The 20,213-nt window shown below is 58.8% G+C and carries 17 protein-coding genes; all 17 read right to left on the bottom strand.

All coding sequences use genetic code 11. The annotated features are described in order from the left end of the window. Positions 1–419: 419 nt before the first annotated feature. Positions 420–1,679, bottom strand: coding sequence for a tyrosine--tRNA ligase (gene tyrS / locus HMPREF2912_RS05130; protein WP_070523122.1), 1,260 nt, complete (start codon positions 1,677–1,679; stop codon positions 420–422). A gap of 75 nt (positions 1,680–1,754) precedes the next feature. Then, entirely contained in the window at positions 1,755–1,943 is a 189-nt protein-coding gene (locus HMPREF2912_RS05125; protein WP_070523125.1) for a Trm112 family protein, read from the bottom strand. An 11-nt stretch (positions 1,944–1,954) separates the two neighbouring features. Then, positions 1,955–2,554, bottom strand: coding sequence for a hypothetical protein (locus HMPREF2912_RS05120; protein WP_070683474.1), 600 nt, complete (start codon positions 2,552–2,554; stop codon positions 1,955–1,957). Between the two features lie 35 nt (positions 2,555–2,589). Then, on the bottom strand, positions 2,590–4,158 hold the full coding sequence (locus HMPREF2912_RS05115; protein ID WP_070523133.1) for a vWA domain-containing protein: 1,569 nt from the start codon (positions 4,156–4,158) through the stop codon (positions 2,590–2,592). Further along, a complete protein-coding gene (locus HMPREF2912_RS05110) occupies positions 4,159–5,313 on the bottom strand; it encodes a hypothetical protein (RefSeq protein ID WP_070523136.1) in 1,155 nt (384 codons plus the stop codon). A gap of 173 nt (positions 5,314–5,486) precedes the next feature. After that, positions 5,487–6,524: an ornithine cyclodeaminase gene (locus tag HMPREF2912_RS05105; RefSeq protein ID WP_070683472.1), complete on the bottom strand. Its 1,038-nt coding sequence runs from the start codon at positions 6,522–6,524 to the stop codon at positions 5,487–5,489. A gap of 26 nt (positions 6,525–6,550) precedes the next feature. Further along, positions 6,551–8,068 (bottom strand): amino acid permease, encoded by a 1,518-nt coding sequence (locus HMPREF2912_RS05100; RefSeq protein WP_070683470.1) that lies wholly within the window; start codon positions 8,066–8,068, stop codon positions 6,551–6,553. Positions 8,069–8,281: 213 nt separating this feature from the next. Further along, on the bottom strand, positions 8,282–9,706 hold the full coding sequence (argH, locus tag HMPREF2912_RS05095; RefSeq protein ID WP_010190047.1) for an argininosuccinate lyase: 1,425 nt from the start codon (positions 9,704–9,706) through the stop codon (positions 8,282–8,284). A gap of 32 nt (positions 9,707–9,738) precedes the next feature. After that, positions 9,739–10,953, bottom strand: a complete 1,215-nt coding sequence (locus HMPREF2912_RS05090) for an argininosuccinate synthase (protein ID WP_010190050.1) — start codon at positions 10,951–10,953, stop codon at positions 9,739–9,741. Positions 10,954–11,028: 75 nt separating this feature from the next. Further along, positions 11,029–11,514: an arginine repressor gene (locus HMPREF2912_RS05085; protein WP_010190051.1), complete on the bottom strand. Its 486-nt coding sequence runs from the start codon at positions 11,512–11,514 to the stop codon at positions 11,029–11,031. 4 nt (positions 11,515–11,518) lie between these two features. Continuing rightward, the gene (argF, locus tag HMPREF2912_RS05080; RefSeq protein ID WP_070523151.1) at positions 11,519–12,436 is read right to left on the bottom strand and encodes an ornithine carbamoyltransferase; all 918 of its coding nucleotides are present in this window, start codon (positions 12,434–12,436) and stop codon (positions 11,519–11,521) included. Further along, positions 12,433–13,611, bottom strand: a complete 1,179-nt coding sequence (locus tag HMPREF2912_RS05075) for an acetylornithine transaminase (protein WP_070523154.1) — start codon at positions 13,609–13,611, stop codon at positions 12,433–12,435. Before HMPREF2912_RS05075 ends, argF begins: the two co-directional genes overlap by 4 nt. Next, positions 13,608–14,543 carry an acetylglutamate kinase gene (gene argB, locus HMPREF2912_RS05070; RefSeq protein ID WP_070523157.1) on the bottom strand — a complete coding sequence of 312 codons (936 nt, stop codon included), beginning with the start codon at positions 14,541–14,543 and terminating at the stop codon, positions 13,608–13,610. Before argB ends, HMPREF2912_RS05075 begins: the two co-directional genes overlap by 4 nt. Positions 14,544–14,561: 18 nt before the next feature. Further along, on the bottom strand, positions 14,562–15,719 hold the full coding sequence (argJ, locus tag HMPREF2912_RS05065; RefSeq protein WP_070523160.1) for a bifunctional glutamate N-acetyltransferase/amino-acid acetyltransferase ArgJ: 1,158 nt from the start codon (positions 15,717–15,719) through the stop codon (positions 14,562–14,564). Between the two features lie 84 nt (positions 15,720–15,803). After that, the gene (argC, locus tag HMPREF2912_RS05060) at positions 15,804–16,847 is read right to left on the bottom strand and encodes an N-acetyl-gamma-glutamyl-phosphate reductase (RefSeq protein ID WP_070523164.1); all 1,044 of its coding nucleotides are present in this window, start codon (positions 16,845–16,847) and stop codon (positions 15,804–15,806) included. 196 nt (positions 16,848–17,043) lie between these two features. Then, positions 17,044–17,496, bottom strand: a complete 453-nt coding sequence (locus HMPREF2912_RS05055) for a hypothetical protein (protein WP_070523167.1) — start codon at positions 17,494–17,496, stop codon at positions 17,044–17,046. 174 nt (positions 17,497–17,670) lie between these two features. Then, a complete protein-coding gene (gene pheT / locus HMPREF2912_RS05050; RefSeq protein ID WP_070523170.1) occupies positions 17,671–20,187 on the bottom strand; it encodes a phenylalanine--tRNA ligase subunit beta in 2,517 nt (838 codons plus the stop codon). Positions 20,188–20,213 lie beyond the last annotated feature (26 nt).

Below are 20,213 nucleotides of genomic sequence, written 5' to 3'. Positions count from 1 at the left end.
CTAAAGGAAAAGCGCCATCCGGCATACACCAACCACAACACACATACAATGCATCACGGCCAGCATGAATAAAATCAACCAACACAAAAGTACATTGGCACACTATTGAGTTCTCAAACATCGTTCGCACACTCAGCGCAATGAATCTTTATCATTCACCGTCTTGAGCGGCTGGAGTTCACACTCTAGTAAACAAGTTTAAACCTTGTCAACTGGGAGTTAATCTCCGTGTCACCAGCGTCTCGCGGCGACTCGGATAAATATACGCACACCCCCAACAAACAACAAATCCCCAGGTATTCATGCTTTTTCGAGCAGTTCTTATCCCGGTTGTGAATCGCAGGTCTAGAAAAACGACGAATCCCGCCGCACAAGGCGGCGGGATAGGCATGGTCTGCTCCGACTAAGAAGACCGGTTGTTAGCTGAGCTTGGCACCGGCGAAGTTCTTCTTTCCTCGTCGCAGAACAAGCCACGAACCGTGAAGCAGATCCGTAGCGTCCGGCTCCCACTCATCAGACTCAATGCGCTTGTTGTTGACGTACGCGCCACCTTCCTTGATGGTGCGTCGGGCAGCGCCCTTCGAATCGGCCAAGCCAGCGGCAACCAACAAATCAACAATGGTTCGCGGCTCCCCTGCGGAAATCTCTGCCACAGTGGTCTCAGACAAGGCACCAGCCAGGGTATTTTCGTCCAAATCAGTGAGCTCAGCTTTGCCGAACAGTGCCTGCGCTGCTAGCTCCACAGCCTTCGTAGCCTCTTCACCGTGCACCAATGTGGTCATCTCCTGGGCCAACCTGCGCTGCGCTTCACGACGGAATGGTTCGTCCGCGACCTTCTGTTCGTAGGAAGCAATCTCTTCCTGATCAAGGAAGGTGAACCAACGCAGGTAGTCGATGACCACAGAGTCGCCAGCGTTTAGGAAGTACTGGTACCACGCGTACGGGGACGTCTTCTCCGGATCCAACCACAGCTTTCCGCCACCGGTGGATTTACCGAACTTCTGCCCCTGGGCGTCCGTAACCAACGGAACGGTAAGGCCGTGAACCTTCGCACCGTTGACACGTCGGTTGAGATCCACGCCGGATACGATGTTGCCCCACTGGTCGCCACCGCCGATCTGCAGGACACAATTCAGCTCGTTATGCAGGTGCACGTAGTCGTTGGACTGAAGCAGCATGTAGGAGAACTCAGTGTACGAGATTCCGTCGGACTCCAAGCGACGCTTGACCGTGTCACGGTCCAGCATCGTATTCAAAGAAAAGTTCTTTCCCACGTCGCGCAGGAAGTCAATGACAGACATCTGAGAAGTCCAGTCCGCGTTGTTGACCATGGTCGCCGCGTTCTCACCCTCGAAGTCAATGAACTGGCGCAGCTGCTTCTTGATAGCCACCATATTCTCATTGATGGTCTCCTGCGAAAGCATGGAGCGCTCCCCCACATCCCGCGGGTCGCCGATTTGCCCCGTAGCGCCACCAGCGAGGGCGATTGGGTGATGCCCGGCCTTTTGAAAACGGCGCAGCATAATCATCGGCACCAAGTGGCCCGCGTGCAAGGAGTCACCCGTGGGGTCGAAACCGCAATATAGAGTGATGGGTTCCTCGCAAGCCGCGCGGAGGGCGTCGAGATCTGTGGACTGGTTAATGAGGCCGCGCCACTGCAGCTCATCAATGATGTTCATGGAGGCTCCTTTTACTTCGATTCCGGCTGGACGGGATAAGTGTTCGCAAAGACCACTAAATTCGCGGGATGCGTCTTAGGCATCGTCGTCAGTTGGCGGCCACGGTGTTGCGTGATCGGCCAGCATGACGGGAATACCGTTTTCAATGGGATAGGCCACCCCTAGCCGGTCATTGACCAGTACCTGTTCTTCTTCCAGGTAGTTCAGCGGGCCTTTGTCCTGCGGACACACCAAAATGTCGAGCAGCTTCGGATCAAGACTCATACCCGCCAACCCTACACCTCCTTGGAATCTGCAGAAGGAGTGGTCCCACCAAATTGCAGCTTCAGCGCCATGGAGTGATCCTGCAGGCCACGGACCGAGTTCTGGGCAATGGCGTCACGAATCTCCGTCATCTCTCGATTGAGTATCCCCAGCGCCTCAGTTACCTCTTTGACCGCTGCGGGCTCGTTGAGTTCCGTTACTTCTAAATAGGACTTCACCAAACTGCTCGAGTGCTCCTCAATCATGTCGCGGACAAGGGACTGCTGACTTGGGGCATCATCGAGCCTGTCCCAGTTGTTGAGCACCCACGTTGCCGAGGCGTCGAACTCCGTCCACGCGCGATCTACGGGCGCCGGAGTGTCTCGGTGGTGCAGGCTGTAGCGAGTGCTCTTCAGGCTTGTGGTCAGCCGGTCCGCCTCAGACACCGGAGGGGCCGGAAGCTCCTTGCCCTGCCTCTCCGGCGGGATGAGAAATCCGGCTGCCGCGCCGCAGCTGGCCGCCACGATTGGCCAAAGGAATCCCAGGCCGCCGCCAGTGAGGAAGTGCAAGGCAGCGACGAGCACCGTCACTACAACTGCGGCAATTACCTTGCGAGGGGTTACGTCGTCCATGGATGCCTGCCTTCCTTGACAATGGAGAGGGTGATTTACTGATAAGCGCGAATTTCTTCGAAGGCCCCGGCCAGATCACCGTCGATGGCGTTGAAGGTTTTGCCGCCGGTGAGTTGGGCTAGCTCCTCCATCTCTTGAACATTGGCTTCACCGTACAAGATGACGAACACCGGGATATCCTTCTTGTCCGGTGGGAGCTGTTCATACGCCTCCTTAAACTGAGCAAAGGTTCGGCCGCGAGTGACCTCACCGTCGGTCATGAGCACCACGGTGCCAATATCGCCGTCGCCAGTGCTCAGCTCATCAAAGGCTTTAAGCACTGAGTCGAACGTGGCGGTTTCTCCGTCGGCCTGCAAATCCTCTACTCGATCCGCCAGTTCTTTGACCGAGCCCATGTTTTCGGTATCCATCACCGCGCGGGTCACTGGCTGAGGTTCGGACGAGTACGGCATGAGCTTGATTTGCTCGCGGTTACGGAAGGCAACCTGGCCTTGTTCTGCGGTATTGCCGTCCGCAGAGCCGTCGATAAGCGGGCGCAAGCTGCTCTTGAGAAGCTCGATACGCTCACCTTCCATAGAACCCGAGGTATCCAGCACAAGAGACGTGTTGCCGGGTTTGCGCAGCTCGTGGGCGAATGCGGCCTCCAGCGCCTGTGCAGTCTTCTCGTTAGCGGGATAAGGAAGCTCGAACATGGTGCCCGGCAGATCGGAATTGTCCACACGCAGGTGGTAGCTCTTCAGCAGCTGGGAAGAATCACGCAACCAATCAGCCAACGCCTGCACCTTAGCTTCTGCGTCATCGTCTGGGGAGCTATGAAGGGCCGTGAGTGGATAATCCGCGGAAATGACACCATCGGAAGGAATGACCACTTGTAGGTCTGCGCCTTCGTCCTGGAGCTGATAGAGCACGGATTCGTAGTTAATAATCGCGTCCGCTTGCTCCGGATGCTCGCGGAAGCGATCCGCCAACCACCCCGAGGAGCCAGAGGTGAGCGTCTGATTACCAAACAGGTCTTGGACCTTGTCCGAAGCCTTGTAGATATCCTCCTCCGTTAGCGCTCGGCCAGTGTCCGCGAAAGCGGTGGTGGCCGCAGACAAGGCGGAGAAACCCGAGTTCGACGTTGATGGGTCGGTCATCCCAAAGGTGATACCTGAATCTGAAATCTCCTGCCAGGTCGGCTGCGTGGTGTCCCATCCGTGCTTGCGTGCGATATCCTTATGCACGCCCAACGCCACAGGTGAGCGCGCGACGCTGAATTCCTTTCCCAACTTGCTATCGGCACCAATGATGCGGGCGTAGCGGTTGGTGGCGAACCACGTGGCGTCATAGTGACGGTCAAAGGTTCCTTGTTGCAGCGAACGGGAGTTCTCCAACGTGCCTGACTCCGTGGTCATGGTGATATCAAAGCCGAGCTCCTCGGAGGCCTGTTCCAGGACCGGCTCCAGCGGTGCAAGCTCCGTTGCGGCGACAATCTTCAGGTCACCGTCTTGCTCTTGCTCGCTTGAGGTTGAGTCGTCGAGCCAACTGTTTCCACTGACAGCGGAACAAGCAGCAAGAGTCATCATGCACGACACGGCGACGAATGCCTTCAGGGATCGCAACATTCACATCATCCTTTCCGGGAGTTCGTTTCCCGTGATTAATCCCAGCTCTTGCTGAATGGCTTCAAAGTCTTGCCAAGACGTGGGAGGTTGTTGAGTTGGCAGAGGGAGAGGGCTGTACTCCACGTCGGCGACCAGCTTGTCGAAGATGCTGGTCGGCTCCGTGCGGTATCCCTGCATCGCGGCAACACCTTGAATTGAACGGTCACTCACGGCGGCGGCGAAAGCCTCACCTTCCTCCGTTTGCGGGACGACGGTGGAGGTCAGCATTGCACCTGGGACGAGAGCTAAGGGAGTGTAGTCCTTGAGCTTCGTACTGCCCTCAGAATCTGATTGCTTTATAAGTTCGGCTACGTACTCGGCTTCGGTGGCCAACACCATGGGCATCTCGCCCTTCCCAAGACGCAGGTAGGTATCAAAAATTCCCTGCGTGCTAGCCTCTCCGTGTCCTTGACCGACGAGTAGTCGCTGCATGGCATCATCACCGCCTGCTCCTCCCCCGACGGAACGAATCAGGGCGGCATACTGCAGAGCTGCATTGGATTCGCGGAGGCTGGGAACCGCAACATCGACAACGCGAGGAGATCCAAAAGACGGGCTAATATCGCGCCAGCGTGTGCCTTCCTTTGACATCTCGTTCAATTTTGCAAGATCGAGGGACTTGTTACCGCCGTTGTCAACCACCAAGCCTTGAGATTCCATATCACCCACCAAATCCGTATAGACCAGTGCGATGAGTGGCGTAGAGAATGCAACCACCGAGCCGGGGTCGGCCCCAGTGATGGTCGTGAATTTATCTTTCGTCTCAGCAACACGTGCCGCGCCATCCACGACGGGCATGACGAAGTCATAGTCAGGGTCGGGCCTGCTAGCAATCTCTACCAAGTCCTGGGGCGAGAAAACGTCATACGCCACCGAGATGCCAACCTCTGCAAATACTTGTTGCTGCTCCGCGGCTTTAAAAAACTCCTCATCTTCCGGACTGATGGCACCCTTCACGTGGAGGAGGTCGCGATGCGAGGAGGGCGAACTGGGAAAGCTAAAGCTGGGCATCGAAATCCAGCCACGCCCCACGACCACGGAGACGATAGCGACAACCAGGAAGGCGAGGGCTACGATAACTGACTTCTTTCGTCCACCCGGCTGTGCGCTACTCATGACCTAAATCATAAAAGGCACTCCGCCATGGTGCTCGACTTACCGATCGCGCACCCCCGATGCAGTCCCCCGCTGCTGCTATCCGAAAGCGGTTGCCTTAATAAGAACTGCAGAGATCAATGCGGCCACAGCGGGACAGAGAAAAGGGCGGCGACTCTGTCCCGACCATTGGGCTAAAGAAGCGAAGGCACGTTCGCGACCAATGAGAAGAGATCCTTAGGATCCTCCGGGTTGGCAATGATATCGATCTCTGACTCCAAGTCAGTGCCTCTTACAGAATCACGAAGGTAGCGAAGGGCAGAAAAGTCATTGATGGCGAATCCGACATCGTCGAAAAGCGTGATCTGGTCATCGCTTTCGCGGCCCGTCGCCTGCCCAGTAAGTACCTGGTAGAACTCGACCACTGGAAAGTCTGCCGGCTTCTGTTGAATCTCGCCCTCGATGCGCGTCTGTTCTGGGAACTCAACAAAGACCTTGGACTTGTCCAAGATTGAGCTCTCTAGCTCGGTCTTGCCCGGGCAGTCACCGCCGACCGCATTGAGGTGCACGCCAGGTGTGACGTGATGCTCGGCCAGGATTTGGTTCTGGGCTTTATCGGCCGTGCAGGTGGTGATGATGTCGGCGCCCTGTACGGCTTCATCAACACTTGAGCAAGCTGTGATGTTGAATCCCAATGGCTCCAAGTTTCGCTGGAACTTTTCTACTGCCTTCGGGTCAATGTCATAAATAGCGATGTCATCGATCCCCATTACACCGCGGAATGCAAGGGCCTGGAACTCTGACTGCGAGCCAGCCCCCACCATGGCCATACGCTTGGAGTCTTTTCTGGCTAGGTGCTTTGCCACCATGGCGGAGGTGGCCGCCGTGCGCAGTGCCGTAAGCAAAGTCATTTCGGCCTCGAACGTGGGGTAACCGTTGTCGACGTCAGCAAGCACGCCAAAAGCAGTTACCGTCTGAAAGCCACGTGCGGGGTTCGAAGGATGACCATTGACGTACTTGAAGGAGTACTCCTTGCCATTGGAGGTAGGCATGAGTTCGATGACGCCGAACGGGGTGTGAGAAGCCACGCGTGCGATTTTGTCGGATCGCTCCCATTCGCGGTAGTCCGCCTCAAGGTAGTCCACCATTCCGATAATGATGTTTTCTACTCCCTCACGCTGTATCCAGCGCGCCATATTCTCTGCATCTACGAACTTGACAGCATGGTTCATTGCAATCTCCGATCTTGATTCTTGTATTAGTTCTTCGGGTGAAGGTCCGTCTGCGGCGCGGCTGGGAAGCGTGAGGTGGGAAGGTGCTTGGCCTTCCTCTCCGCCGCGATGGTGTAGATACGCTCACGCCAGGCAAACCACATGGCAGCGAACACCGGAATGAGAAGCAGCGTAGAGGCCAGAGCGAAGGTTCCGATTGGGTAGTCAAAAGCCATAAGGATAATGACCACCGCGATGAAGGCAAGCACAGACCAATCACCTGCTTGGCCGAAGGGCGAGCGATAATTTGGACGGGTATAGCGCCCCTTCTTTGCCAGGTGCACAAATTTGATGTGCGACATGGCCACGGCGGCCCACGACGCCAACGTGCCCAGCGCGGCCAGATTCAACACGATCTCGAAAGCCATCTCGGGCACCACATAGTTAAGAAACACACCAGCGAGACCGACGAAGGCGGCCATCACGATGCCTCCATAAGGAACGCCAGATTTGGACATGCGGGCACCGAATTTGGGCCCGGAGCCAGCAGTAGACATGTTGTACATGATGCGGCCCGTCGAATACAGACCGGCATTCAATGAGGAAATCGCAGCGGTGATTACCACCAGCTGGAAGATAGGCGCAGCATAACCTGCGCCAAGTGACTCAAAAAAGGTCACGAATGGCGATACTTCTGTGACGTAGGTGGTGCAGGGCAAAACCAGGGTCAGCAGCAGCACGCTGCCGAAATAAAAGACCACGATACGGAATAGAACACTATTCACCGCACGCGGAATATGCTTTTCGACGTCCTTTGTCTCACCCGACGTGGTACCTACCAACTCGATGCCTGCATAGGCAAAGACAACGCCCTGGATGACAATTACTGCAGGCAACAGGCCATTAGGAAGCCAACCACCGGCATCAGTAATAAGGCTGAACCCGGTTGGATCACCGTTGGGGTGGCCTAGTATGACCACACCGATCGCCACGACCATGAAGATGATCAGCGCAATGATCTTGATCATGGAGAACCAATACTCCAGTTCGCCAAAGATCTTCACCGAGAGCATGTTGAACAAAAGGATGCTACATACGACGCCGAGGGCGAGCAGCCACTGCGGAACCGCGTCCAACCACGAGGTATATTGCCCAAACCATTTGATGTAGATAGCCACCGCGGTACCATCCGCCACCAAGGTGGCTGCCCAATTTCCCCAGTAAAGCCAGCCCGTCACGAAGGCAGTCTTTTCACCGTAGAACTCACGCGCATAAGAGACGAAGGAACCCGAACTCGGGCGATACACGATGAGTTCGCCGAGCGAGCGCAGAATGATGTAGCCGAAGAATCCACACACCAAGTACAAGACGGCGAGGAACGGTCCCGCCGTTTGTAGGCGCCCGCCGGTGCCGAGCAGCAACCCGGTGCCGATGGCAGAGCCAATGGCAATCATCTGCAGCTGACGGTTGCTCATCCCCTTCTGGAGACCGTGGTCTTCCGAAGCATAGACCGCTTTCTCTTTCTCATGAGACTCCGTGTTGGGCGGCCGAAGTGTTTCAGTCATAAGGAAAATAGTCCTTTCCGAATCCGGAACGCGATGGAGCTTCGCATTCCCTAAGGAAACGTTATAGGAACCTTATGAGACACACCTCACGTGTACCCCCGTTTTGTGGTGCACGACAACTATGTGCAGTGGAAAAGAGCGCTCTGCGTCACCCCCACATAAGAAAAGAACCGCATGGTCATAAGGACCATGCGGTTTAAGAAGCTGGCGGGTTTAGCGCAGCGGAATCTGCGCCCATTCGCGCGCGCCACGAGCACGCTCGCGAACCTTTTCGCGCTGTTCCACCACGCGGATACCGGCGGTGCCGCCCTTAGTGGAGCGCGACGCCACTGCCCCATCAATGGTCAGCACCTCGCGAACCTCTGGGAGCAGGCGCTTGTCGACGCCCGCCAATTCCTCATCAGTGAGATCCACCAGGTCAACGCCGCGGGACTCTGCAATCTGCACGCACGCACCGGAGGCCTCATGAGCCTCGCGGAAAGGAACGCCTTGGCGCACCATCCACTCAGCCAGATCAGTGGCCAAAGTGAAACCGCGCGGTGCGAGCTCGCGCATGCGATCTTCGTGGAAGGTCAGGGTTTCGACCAATCCGGTCATCGCCGGCAGCAAGAGGTTCAACTGCGCCACCGAGTCGACGATGGGCTCCTTATCCTCCTGCAGATCACGGTTGTAGGCCAAGGGCTGCGCCTTAAGCGTTGCCAGCAGCCCGGTAAGGTTGCCGATGAGCCGGCCGGTCTTGCCGCGGGTCAACTCCGGTACGTCCGGGTTCTTCTTCTGCGGCATGATCGACGAGCCCGTGGACCAGGCATCATCCAAGGTGACGTAGCCATACTCTGGAGTACACCAGTAGATGATCTCCTCGGATAGGCGCGACATGTCCACGGCAATCTGGGTAAGGACGAAGGCCGTTTCGGAAGCAAAGTCCCGTGCTGCCGTGCCATCCAGAGAGTTCTCTGCGGAGGAGTCGAAACCGAGCTCCTCGGCGATAGCCTCCGGGTCCAAGTGCAGCGAGGAACCAGCGAGTGCACCCGAGCCATAAGGAGACACGGCTAAGCGCTTGTCCAGATCCTGGAGGCGCTCAATATCACGCAGCAACGGCTGGGCGTGTGCGAGCAGCTCGTGCGCTAGCAGAACTGGCTGCGCTGCTTGGGAGTGGGTCTTGCCCGGCATGATGGCATCCGGGTGAGCCTCGGCCTGATCAGCCAGGGCTTCCACTAAGTCGGTGACTTGGAGCGCGATATCGCGGATGGCGTCACGAATCCACATCCGGAACAGGGTGGCTACCTGGTCGTTGCGGGAACGTCCAGCGCGCAGGCGTCCACCAACCTCGGGGCCAACAATGTCGATGAGCCCGCGCTCCATCGCGCCGTGGACGTCCTCGTCTGTCGGCAGCGGGGTGAATTCACCAGAAGCAACCTTCTCCCCTAATTCGCTCAGGCCGTTGAGCATGGTGTCCAGGTCGGCGTCGGACAGCAGTCCAGCCTTGTGCAGGACCTTAGCGTGGGCCTTGGAGGCCAGCACATCATAGGGGGCGAGGACCCAGTCGAAGTGGGTGGATACGGACAGGGCAAACATCGCCTCGGAAGGGCCGCCCGAAAAGCGGCCTCCCCACAACGCGCCCTCGTTAGTCTTGTGCATCGTTTCCTTATCTTGACCTTGGCTGTGCTGGTTTACTTGCCTGTGGGGAAACCGCCGTCGCGGTCACGCTGGTTGGAGATCTGCGTCGACAGACCGTGCAGCTGGACAAAGCCCTTGGCCGCAGTCTGATCGAAGGTATCACCGGTGTCATAGGTGGCCAGGTCGAAGGAGTACAACGACTGGCCAGAGCGACGGCCATTGACGGTGGCGGTGCCGGCATGCAGAACCATGCGAATATCGCCGGTGACGTTCTCTTGGGTGGACTCGGTGAAAGCATCCAGGGAGCGCTTCAGCGGCGAGAACCAGAGACCATCGTAGACCTCCTCGGACCAGCGGGCGTCCGTGAGGCGCTTGTAGCGGGCCAGCTCACGCTCCACGGTGACATCTTCCAGCGCCTCGTGGGCCTTGATGAGCACCATGGCGCCAGGAGCTTCGTAGACCTCGCGGGACTTGATGCCCACCAGGCGGTCCTCCACCATGTCGAGACGGCCAATGCCCTGTGCACCAGCGCGGCGGTTGAGCTCCTCGATGGCCTGAAGGACGGTCACCGGCTTGCCGTCGATCGCAGTAGGAACACCCTTATCAAAGGTGATGGTCACCTCGTCCGGGGCATTGCCCAAGTCCGGCTGCTCGGTATAAGCGTAGAGGTCCTTTGTCGGCGGGTTCCACAGATCTTCCAGGAAGCCGGTCTCGACCGCACGGCCCCACACGTTCTGGTCAATCGAAAACGGGGACGCAGCGGACTGCTCGATCGGAAGGTTGATTTCCTCAGCGAAGGCAATGGCCTTATCGCGGGTCCAGGCGTAGTCACGCGCCGGCGCAATGATTTCCAGTGCCGGATCCAATGCGCGGAAGGAGACCTCGAAACGCACCTGATCGTTACCCTTGCCCGTGCAGCCGTGCGAAACATGGGTACCACCGTGGGCCTGAGCGGCCTCTACAAGGTGCTTGACGATGAGCGGGCGCGAGATAGCAGACACCAGCGGGTACTGCTTCATGTACATGCCGTTCGCCTTGATGGTGGGCAAGCAGTACTCTTCTGCGAACTCATCTTTTGCGTCGACAACGATGGACTCGACAGCACCGCAGTCGAGAGCACGCTGGCGCACAGATTCCATATCCTCGCCGCCCTGACCAAGGTCAAGGGACACAGCGATAACCTCGCCGCCGGTCATCTTGGCCAAGTAGGGAATGGCGACGGAAGTATCCAGACCGCCAGAGTAGGCAAGCACAACGCGTGCAGTCATAGTAGTTTGCTCCTTTAAGACAGACAGGTGCTAAAAATTGAACTGATTTATATTATACAGACTTACGTATAAATGTTAAATGCCGCGGCTGGTGAGCTTTTCTGCAAGCTCACGGCCTCCTAGTCCTTCACGCGCTAGGACAAAGATGGTGTCATCGCCTGCAATACAACCCACCACATCTGGCAGGCCCACACGATCAATGAAGGATGCTAGGTACTGGGCAGCGCCCGCGGGCGTGCGGAGCATCGCGATATTGCCGGAGAAATCGTGGGAGACCACGAGTTCATCGAGCATGCGGCGCAGCTTCTCGCGCGGACCGTTGAGCTGGTCTTCGAATTGCTCCAACTCGCCGCCCACCACGTAGAAGGACCGGCCACCATCGCGTTTTACTTTCTTGGCGCCCAGCTCATCGAGGTCACGCGACAAGGTGGCTTGCGTGATGTCGATTCCCTCATCGAGCAAGAGCTCGGAGAGCTGGACTTGGCTCGTGACCCGTGTGCGGTCAAGAATCTCCAAGATCTTTGCTTGGCGGGCATTGCGCGTCGTTGGGGTTGTCGTCATTCGCTTAGTTCTCCTCCTGAGCTGCAAGAAGCCACACGAGCAGCGCCTTCTGTGCATGGAGACGGTTCTCCGCCTCGTCAAAGACACGGGACTGTGGTCCGTCAATCACCTCAGCAGTCACTTCGTTGCCGCGGTAGGCCGGTAAGCAGTGCAGGAAGATCGCTTCTTCCTTGGCACGGGACATAACCTCTGGGGTGACCTGGTAAGGCAGGAACGGGGTGCGACGGTCCTTGCCGTCATCTTCCTGCCCCATGGAAACCCACGTGTCGGTGATAACAACGTCGGCGCCGTCGACGGCCTCGAGAGAATCAGTCACGGTCACCGTGCCGCGCTTCCGGGCACGTTCCACAAACTCCGGCTGCGGCTGGAAACCTTCCGGCGCAATGATCGTCATCTCCATGCCCGCGGTGGCAAAGCCCAACATATAGGAGTTGGCCATGTTGTTGTTGCCATCACCCAGGTAGACGGCCTTGCGGCCAGCCAGGTCACCGAAATTCTCGCGGCAGGTCACCAAATCCGCCAGGATCTGGCACGGGTGCAGGTCATCGGACAGAGCGTTGACGATGGGTACCGTCGCGGTTTCAGCCATCTCTAGCAGGTTTTGGTGCGCGTAGGTGCGCCAGACAATTGCCTCGACAAACCGGGAGAGAACAGCAGCGGTGTCCTGGTACGTCTCGCCTTTGCCCATCTGCGTGGACTTTGTCTCCGTGACGATGGCGTGCCCGCCCAGGTGAGCAATTCCCGCCTCGAAGGAGAATCGCGTGCGCGTCGACGTCTTGTCAAAAAGAACCGCGACCGACTTCGGGCCCTCCAGCGGACGCTCGGAGAAGGGGTCCCTCTTCAGCTTCAAGGCAAGGTCCAAGACCTCTGCCTGTTCCTCCGCTGTGAGGTCGTCATCTGCCAAGAAATGGCGCACGCTCATCCTATTTCCTCCAGTACCTTATGCAGGCGATCGATTGCTTGCGTGAGTTCTTCATCGGTGATCACTAGCGGCGGGGTCAAGCGCATGACCTCGCTGCTTGGGGCGTTGAGGATGAGACCGTGGTCCAAGCCTGCAGCCACAACGTCCTTAGCCACCGATTTATTTAATACAACTCCTAGCATAAGCCCTCGGCCACGCACAGACTGCACAGCCGGAGATTTAGCTAGCTCGGCGCGTAGCCACTCCCCCTTACGGGCGACGTCGGCGAGGAAGGGGGCGTCGACAAGCTCCAGCACCGTCGCTGCCGCCGCACAGGAAACGGGATTGCCGCCGAAGGTCGTGCCGTGGGAACCCGGGGTGAAGAGATCCTTTGCCTGACCACGGGCAATGGTGGCGCCGATCGGCATACCCGCGCCCAAGCCCTTAGCCATGGTGATGACGTCAGGAAGAACGCCCTCATGCTGGAAAGCGAAGAAATCACCGGTGCGCCCCACACCAGTTTGCACCTCATCGACAATCATGAGGATCCCGTGCTTGGTACAGAGCTCCCGCACGGCGCGCAGGAATCCATCGGGCGCGGGTATCACACCAGTCTCCCCCTGAATGGGCTCCAAGATGATGGCGGCGGTATCCTCCGGGTTCTGTTCCACCAAGGTGGTCAAGTAGTCAATGTCGCCGTAGGTATAGAACTCCACTCCGCCTGGGAAAGGTTCGAAGGCCTTGCGCTTGGCAGGTTGCCCGGTCATAGCGAGAGAGCCCATCGTCCTGCCATGGAAACCGTAGTGCGCGGCGAGGATGCGGCGGCGGCCGGTCAAGCGCGCCAGCTTAAAGGCAGCCTCATTGGCTTCCGCTCCGGAGTTGGAGAAGAAGACACGGGCGTCGCTATCCCCCACCTTCTCCAGGAGTTTGCCCGCAGCCTCGACGACGGGTTTGCTGGCAAAGAGGTTGGAGACATGCCCAACGGTCGCCACCTGAGCGCTGACCGCCTCGACGATGGCCGGGTGGGCATAGCCCAGCGAGTTCACAGCAATGCCGGCGAGCATATCGATGTATTCTTTACCGTCTTCATCGGTCACCGTGGCGCCCTTGCCGGACACGATGGCCACGGGTGGGGTGCCGTAGGTGTTGCTTAACACCTCTCCCCACCGTTGCGTCAGTGTGGTCTGCGCGGTCATTTCTTATCGTCCTTCCTAAAGATCGTGCCTTCTGGGTAGTCCTCACGGTTGTAATCATTGGGCAGCACCATCGTGCCGATGCCGCCCGTAGTGAGCAGCTCTAGTAGCACGGCGTGGGCGATACGCCCGTCGATGACGTGGGCGGCGCTCACATCTCCCTCGACAGCCATAAGGCAGGACTCCATCTTCGGAATCATGCCCGAATCCAGGCCTGGGAGCAGGGCTTTGAGTTTGTCGACCTCAATTTTCGACACCAGTGAATCGCGATTGGGCCAGTCGGTGTACAGGCCCTCCACATTGGTGAGGATGACAAGGCGCTCAGCACCCAGTGCTCGTGCCAATGCACCGGCTGCGATATCCGCGTTGATGTTGTAGACCTCGCCGTCATTTCCGGGAGCGATAGTCGAGACCACTGGAATGCGTCCAGCCTCGATGATGTCCATGACGGCGGAGGGATCGACGCTGACGATGTCTCCCACCATGCCGATATCGGTGGGCTCGCCGTCGACGTCGACAAACCGCTTGCGGGCTTTAAACAGACCCGCGTCCTCACCGGAGGTTCCCACGGCGTAGGGACCGTGGGAGTTGATGAGATTCACCAGACCGCGACCCACCTGGCCGAAAAGAACCATGCGAACCACATCCATGATTTCCGGGGTGGTCACGCGGAAACCGCCCTTGAATTCTCCTTCAATGCCCAGCTTGCCCAGCATCTCATTGATCTGCGGGCCCCCGCCGTGCACCACCACGGGCTTAGCGCCCACGGTGCGCAGGAAAACCATGTCGGCGGCGAAGGCGGCCTTGAGCGAGTCATCCACCATCGCGTTGCCACCGTACTTCACGACGACGATCTTGTCGCGGTAGTGCTGCAGCCACGGCAAGGCTTCCGCGAGCACAGTAGCGCGGTCTACATTGCTGAGTCCCTGAATCATCTTTCCTCCCTGTTTCTCTTAGGAGCTGTACGCGGAGTTGATTTCCACGTAGTCGTGGGACAAGTCGGTGGTGCGCACGAAAGCGGTACCGCTTCCACCAGTACCTAGGTCAACGCGTACGTCAATGTCAGCCCCGGAAAGGTCAACATCACGCGCGCCGGGCGCGCCGGTGGACCCAACGCACACAGCCTGGTTATTGAAGAACACCGAGATGTTCTCCGGATCCATATCAGCCTCTGCCATGCCAACTGCGGCGAGCACGCGACCCCAGTTGGGATCCGAGCCGAACATCGCACACTTGAAAAGGTTGTCGCGCCCCAAGGTGCGCGCGGCGTTCAGCGCCTGTTCATCGGTGGAGGTTCCTTCGACCGTGATCTTCACGCGCTTGGTCACACCCTCGGCATCTGCCTGGAGCTGATCCGCGATATCGGAACACACCGCCAGAACAGCAGCATCCAGCTCTTCCTGGCTAGGCTCAACATCGGAAGCGCCAGAGGACAGGATGATGACCGTGTCATTGGTGGAGGTCGAGCCGTCAACGTCAAGCGTGTTGAAGGTCTGATCACTAGCGGTCTGCAGGGCGGAGTGCAGGGCTTGTGGAGAGGCCACGGCATCCGTCGTCACGCATACCAACATGGTGGCCAGAGAGGGAGCCATCATGCCCACACCCTTGCCCATGGCGCCCATGCTCCAGCCCTCGGCCTTAAAGAGCGATTCTTTGACCACGGTATCGGTGGTCATGATTGCCTCCGCGGCGGCCTGACCGTGCGATTCATCAGAACCGAGATCCCCGGCAACCGCTTCAATACCGGCCAATGCCTTCTCCATGGGAAGCAGCTCTCCGATAAGACCCGTCGAGCACGCCGCGATGTTGGCTGCGGGGATATCTGTGTGCTCGGAGACAGCGGCTACCATCGCCGCCGCATCCTTGTCCCCTTGCACGCCGTTGCAGGCATTCGCGTTGCCTGAGTTATAAATGACGGCTTGGATGGCACCGTCCGCTACTGCTGCACGGGAAAGCTTCACGGGAGCGGCCACCACGCGGTTACGGGTAAACACTGCGGCTGCATCAAAGTTGGGACCTTGATTGACCACAAGGGCCATATCCGGCTTTCCGGAGGGCTTAATCCCAGCCGTCGTGGCGCCAGCGAGGAAGCCGGCGGGTGCAGTAATCATTTCTAGTTTCTCCTTGTCTTAGCGGAACTACAGTTCCAGCGGGATTGGGTGGCGCGAGGAACGCGCGGGCGAGTATTTGGCTATCTAGGGGGCGACGGCTGCCTGCGGCAGGCCCAGAGTTTCCTCCCAGCCCAAGGTGAGGTTCATGCACTGAACGGCCGCGCCGGCGGTGCCCTTGCATAGGTTGTCTAAAGCCGCAGTGATGACAAGACGGTTAGCGCGCTCATCCACGTGTGCCTGAATATGAACCATGTTGCTGCCCACCACGTTCTGGGTTTGCGGTTGCTGGCCTTCCGGAAGCACAAGGCAAAATGGCTCGTCGGCGTAGAACTCACGGAAAGCCTGGGCAACACGGCGCTTGTCGACGCCCCCCTTCAGCGGCGCCGTAATCGTGGCCAAAATGCCGCGCGGCAGAGGGGCAAGCACTGGAGTAAAACTCACGGACACCGGCTCCTGAGTAAAGGGGTGCAGGTTCTGCAGTACTTCCGGGGTGTGGCGGTGGGTGCCACCCGGCTTGTAGGCCTTGAGGTTGCCCATTGTCTCCGCGCCCAACTGAGCTACGGAGGCCTTCTTACCGGCTCCGGATACACCGGTAATCGCGATGACGGACAGGTCCGGCTCAATTAGCCCTTGCGCCACGGCAGGAAGGGCCCCCAGGGTAATCGTGGTGGGAAAACACCCTGGAACAGCGACGCGGTTGCTGCCCTGGAGCTTCTCGCGGTTGCCGGGAACTTCCGGGATCCCGTAGGGCCACGCGCCGGCATACTCACCGCCATAGAATGCATCCCAATCTTCTTTGTTGCGGAGGCGGAAATCGGCGGCACAATCGATGACGGTGACGGACTCCCCCAGCTGACGGCCAATCTCCGCCGAATGCCCGTGCGGCAAACCGAGGAATACGATGTCATGGCCGGCGAGGACTTCTGGGGTGGTGTCCTCGATGACACGGTCTGCCAACTGCGGCAGATGCGGCATGAGTTCGGAGACTCGCCCGCCAGCATTAGAGTGTCCCGTGAGCGCGCCAATGCGCAGATCACCTGAAAGGTACGCTGGGTGCGACAGCACGAGGCGTAGAATTTCGCTCCCTGCATAACCTGTGGCTCCGGCGATTGCTACTGAAATACTCATGCAGCCACCCTAGCAAATAATGCAGTCCGCCGTATGTTATTCAAGAAAAACAGCCGCCGTATTTCTTCATTCCATAAACGGCAAAGCTCGGATTCTCGCGGTACAGTGCGAGAATCCGAGCTTTGGAATAGGAAATAGGAGTGACGCGGGGCCGGCTAACTCCGGGCCCTTTTATGAAACGAGGGCTGCATTTGGACTACATGACACGGGAAGAGACGTCCCCCAGTCCTTCCGAACCAGATACGGCCTTCTTTCCTGCGTAGCCTAGGTAGCCCTGTGGGCCAACGAAGTGGATGCCGCCCTGCGCATCGGCGATAGCGGTGACTTCATTGAATTGGTGAACTTGGCCTGGCTGCAGACGCTTGAAATTCGTGGTCGTAAGCCCTTGGTTGAAGCAATCAGCTTTAGAGCGGCCTGCATGGTAAATAAAACGCGGTGCCAGTTGGCCCGGCGGGTTGCACTGCGGGCTGGTAGCTCGTGCGCCTTCGGACAAACATGCTACGTAGGTTCCTTCGATATTCGCGCTTTCACAGTTGACGGTGCCATCGGCATTGGAGAAGCCTTGAGACAGGTCGGCGGAGGCATGCGGGGCAATTGTGAGTGCACCGGCAACGGCGGCGGTGGCGGTAAGACGGGACAACAGACGCATGGTGTAGACAATCCTTTCGGGGGTTGGAAACGCTGCACCTCTGAGGCTATGAGCCAAGCCACACACCTACCAGTGCTGGGGGATCTTTCCCCACGCCTTCGCACGCTTGCGCAAAGGGAAACCCGGCCCACCTGCAGGGTGAACCGGGTTGATGAATTAATAGATGCCGATACGCTAAGCCCGCATCTGTGCGCCGAGACGCTGCTTTGCCAGCTCCGCAGCGGCGAGACGATGCTGGTTCGCTTCCTCATCGGTCAGCGTGCGGTCATCCGCACGGAAAAGAAGCTGGAAAGCAAGGGATTTCTTGCCCTCACCAAGCTGCTCGCCCCGGAAGACGTCGAAAAGCTCCACGGACTCCAGCAGCTCACCGGCGCCCTCCTCAACGACCTTACGAACCTCTTCAGCCGGGGTGGCATCATCGACGACCAACGCGATGTCTTGGTGCAGGGCCGGGAAGGAGGACAGCACAGGTGCCGGGAACTTTTCCTCCAACGGCAGTGCTGAGACATCGAGCTCCATGGCACACGTGCGTGCAGGAAGCTCCAAAGCCTCAAGAACCTGCGGGTGCAGCTCACCCGCATAACCCACGACCTGCTCTTCATCATCGGCGAGGACAATTGCGGCACAGCGACCCGGGTGCCACGGAAGCTGTTCGGCTGCCTTAACTGCAACGTCAACACCAGCGGAACGAGCCACCTGGCGCGCAGACTCGATCGCATCTGCATAGCTATACGCGCGGCCGGTCCCCCACGGACCTTCGTGCTCAATGTTGCCGGTAGCTACCGTAGCCACGTGCAGCGGCTGCAGAGGCAGGGACTCCAAAAGCTCAGCCACGACGGACTCCTCCGGGCGGGACTCCACCGAAGGCATCGGCGACACATCAGCGCGCTTGAATGCCACCTGCTGGAGGCCGAAAAGGGCAAGGTCGCTTCGGCCACGGGCCACGTTGCGGGCGATGGCCTCAAGAAGGTTCGGGAGCAACGTCGTGGACAGAATGGCCTTGTCGGACTCGAGAGGATTCTGCACGGCCACCGTCTTACGTCGCGGATCCTCCTTGTCCAAGCCCCATGTATCAAAGGTGTCGTTCGGGATAAACGGCGCCGGCAAGACCTCGGCATAACCGGCATAGGCCAAAGCGTGGCCAATAGCGCGGCGGCGCTTCTGGGCCGGCGTCAGACCGCGACCGCCTGCCGGGGTCGGCAGCACAGTGGGAATGTCCTCTAGCCCTTCTAGGCGCAGGACTTCCTCAATGAGGTCGACGTCCATGGAGATATCCGTGCGCCACGTCGCCGGGGTAACTTGCAGCTCATCACCGTTGTCGGTGACGTCGCAGCCCACCTCGCGCAGGCGCTGGATAATGGTGTCGCGGGAGTACTGCACGCCGGCGTATTCGCTGGGCTTGGCGGTGCGCAGGGTGATGGGCTCGCGCTTGGCGACGTCTCCCACGAGCGTCCTGCCAGCCTCGATGGTGCCGCCAGCAATCTGCTGCAGTAGCGCGCAGGCAACGTCGAGGGCGACCTCGACGATGGCCGGGTCGACGCCGCGCTCGAAGCGGCGGGACGCCTCAGAGGAAAGCTTGTGACGGCGAGAGGTCCGGGCCACGGTGATCGGATCCCAGATGGCGGACTCGAAGTAGACATCCGTGGTCTCATCGGAAATCTCTGAGGTCGTACCGCCCATGACACCGGCGAGGGACTGAATGCCGTTGTCATCACAGATGACCACGTCACCAGCCGACAGCTCACGCTTGACGTGATCTAGGGTCTCGAACTTCTCCCCTTCTGCGGCATTGCGCACCACGAGGTTGCCGCTGATCACATTGGCATCGAAGGCGTGCATCGGGGCACCCAGCAACAGCATGACGTAGTTCGTGACGTCGGTGGCCACGTTGACGCTGCGCTGGCCGGACAACATGAGCTCGCGCTCCATCCAAAATGGGGTTCGGGCAGCGGGGTCGATGCCGCTGACCTTGCGCAGACCAAAGCGCTGGGCTTTGGTTTCCTCGCGCAGGTCAACGTCGATAAGCGCGCCCTGTGCCTGAGGAACAGCAGAGATATCTACACCGGCCGCGCTCGGGTCCTGGGCCACGTCCGGGAAGGTGAGGTCAAACGCCGAAGCCACCTCGCGGGTCAAACCGCGCGCGGAGAGGGCGTAGCCGCGATCCGGGGTGATGTTGACGTCGAAGGCAGTATCAGCCAGACCGATGATGGGGCGGGCGTCCTCGCCGACCTTGTCCGCCACCTCGTCCCCTAGAACGATAATGCCGTTGGCCTTGTCGCCGAACCCGAGCTCAGCGGCGGAGCACATCATGCCGTTGGAGATGTGGTCATAAGTCTCGCGAGCAGCAATCTTGAAGCCGCCGGGCAGCTCAGCACCTGGGAGAGAGACCACGACATAGTCATTGAGACGGAAATTGCGGGCGCCACAGATGATGCCCTGCAGCTCGCCGGTGCCATTTGCGTGGCCAACGTTGACCTGGCAATAACGGATTGGCTTCTTGAACTGCGTGAGCTCTTCAATCTCGACGACCTGGCCAATGACCAGCGGGCCGGTCGTCTCTGGGAGGGCCTCAAATCCCTCGGTTTCAAAACCAACGCGAACAAAGCCGGAGTCCAACTCTTCGGAAGGTACGCTCCAGCCGGAATTCGCGGTGCCCAGGATGCGGGTAACCCAGTCTTGGGAAATAAGCATTGTTTTCTCTCTATCCTTTCTCTGGG

Origin of the sequence: Corynebacterium sp. HMSC056E09 (assembly GCF_001813425.1) — a bacterium.
Lineage (GTDB): Bacteria > Actinomycetota > Actinomycetes > Mycobacteriales > Mycobacteriaceae > Corynebacterium > Corynebacterium hesseae.
Note: the sequence above shows the minus strand (reverse complement) of the source record. Positions and strands in the feature narration are given on the sequence as shown.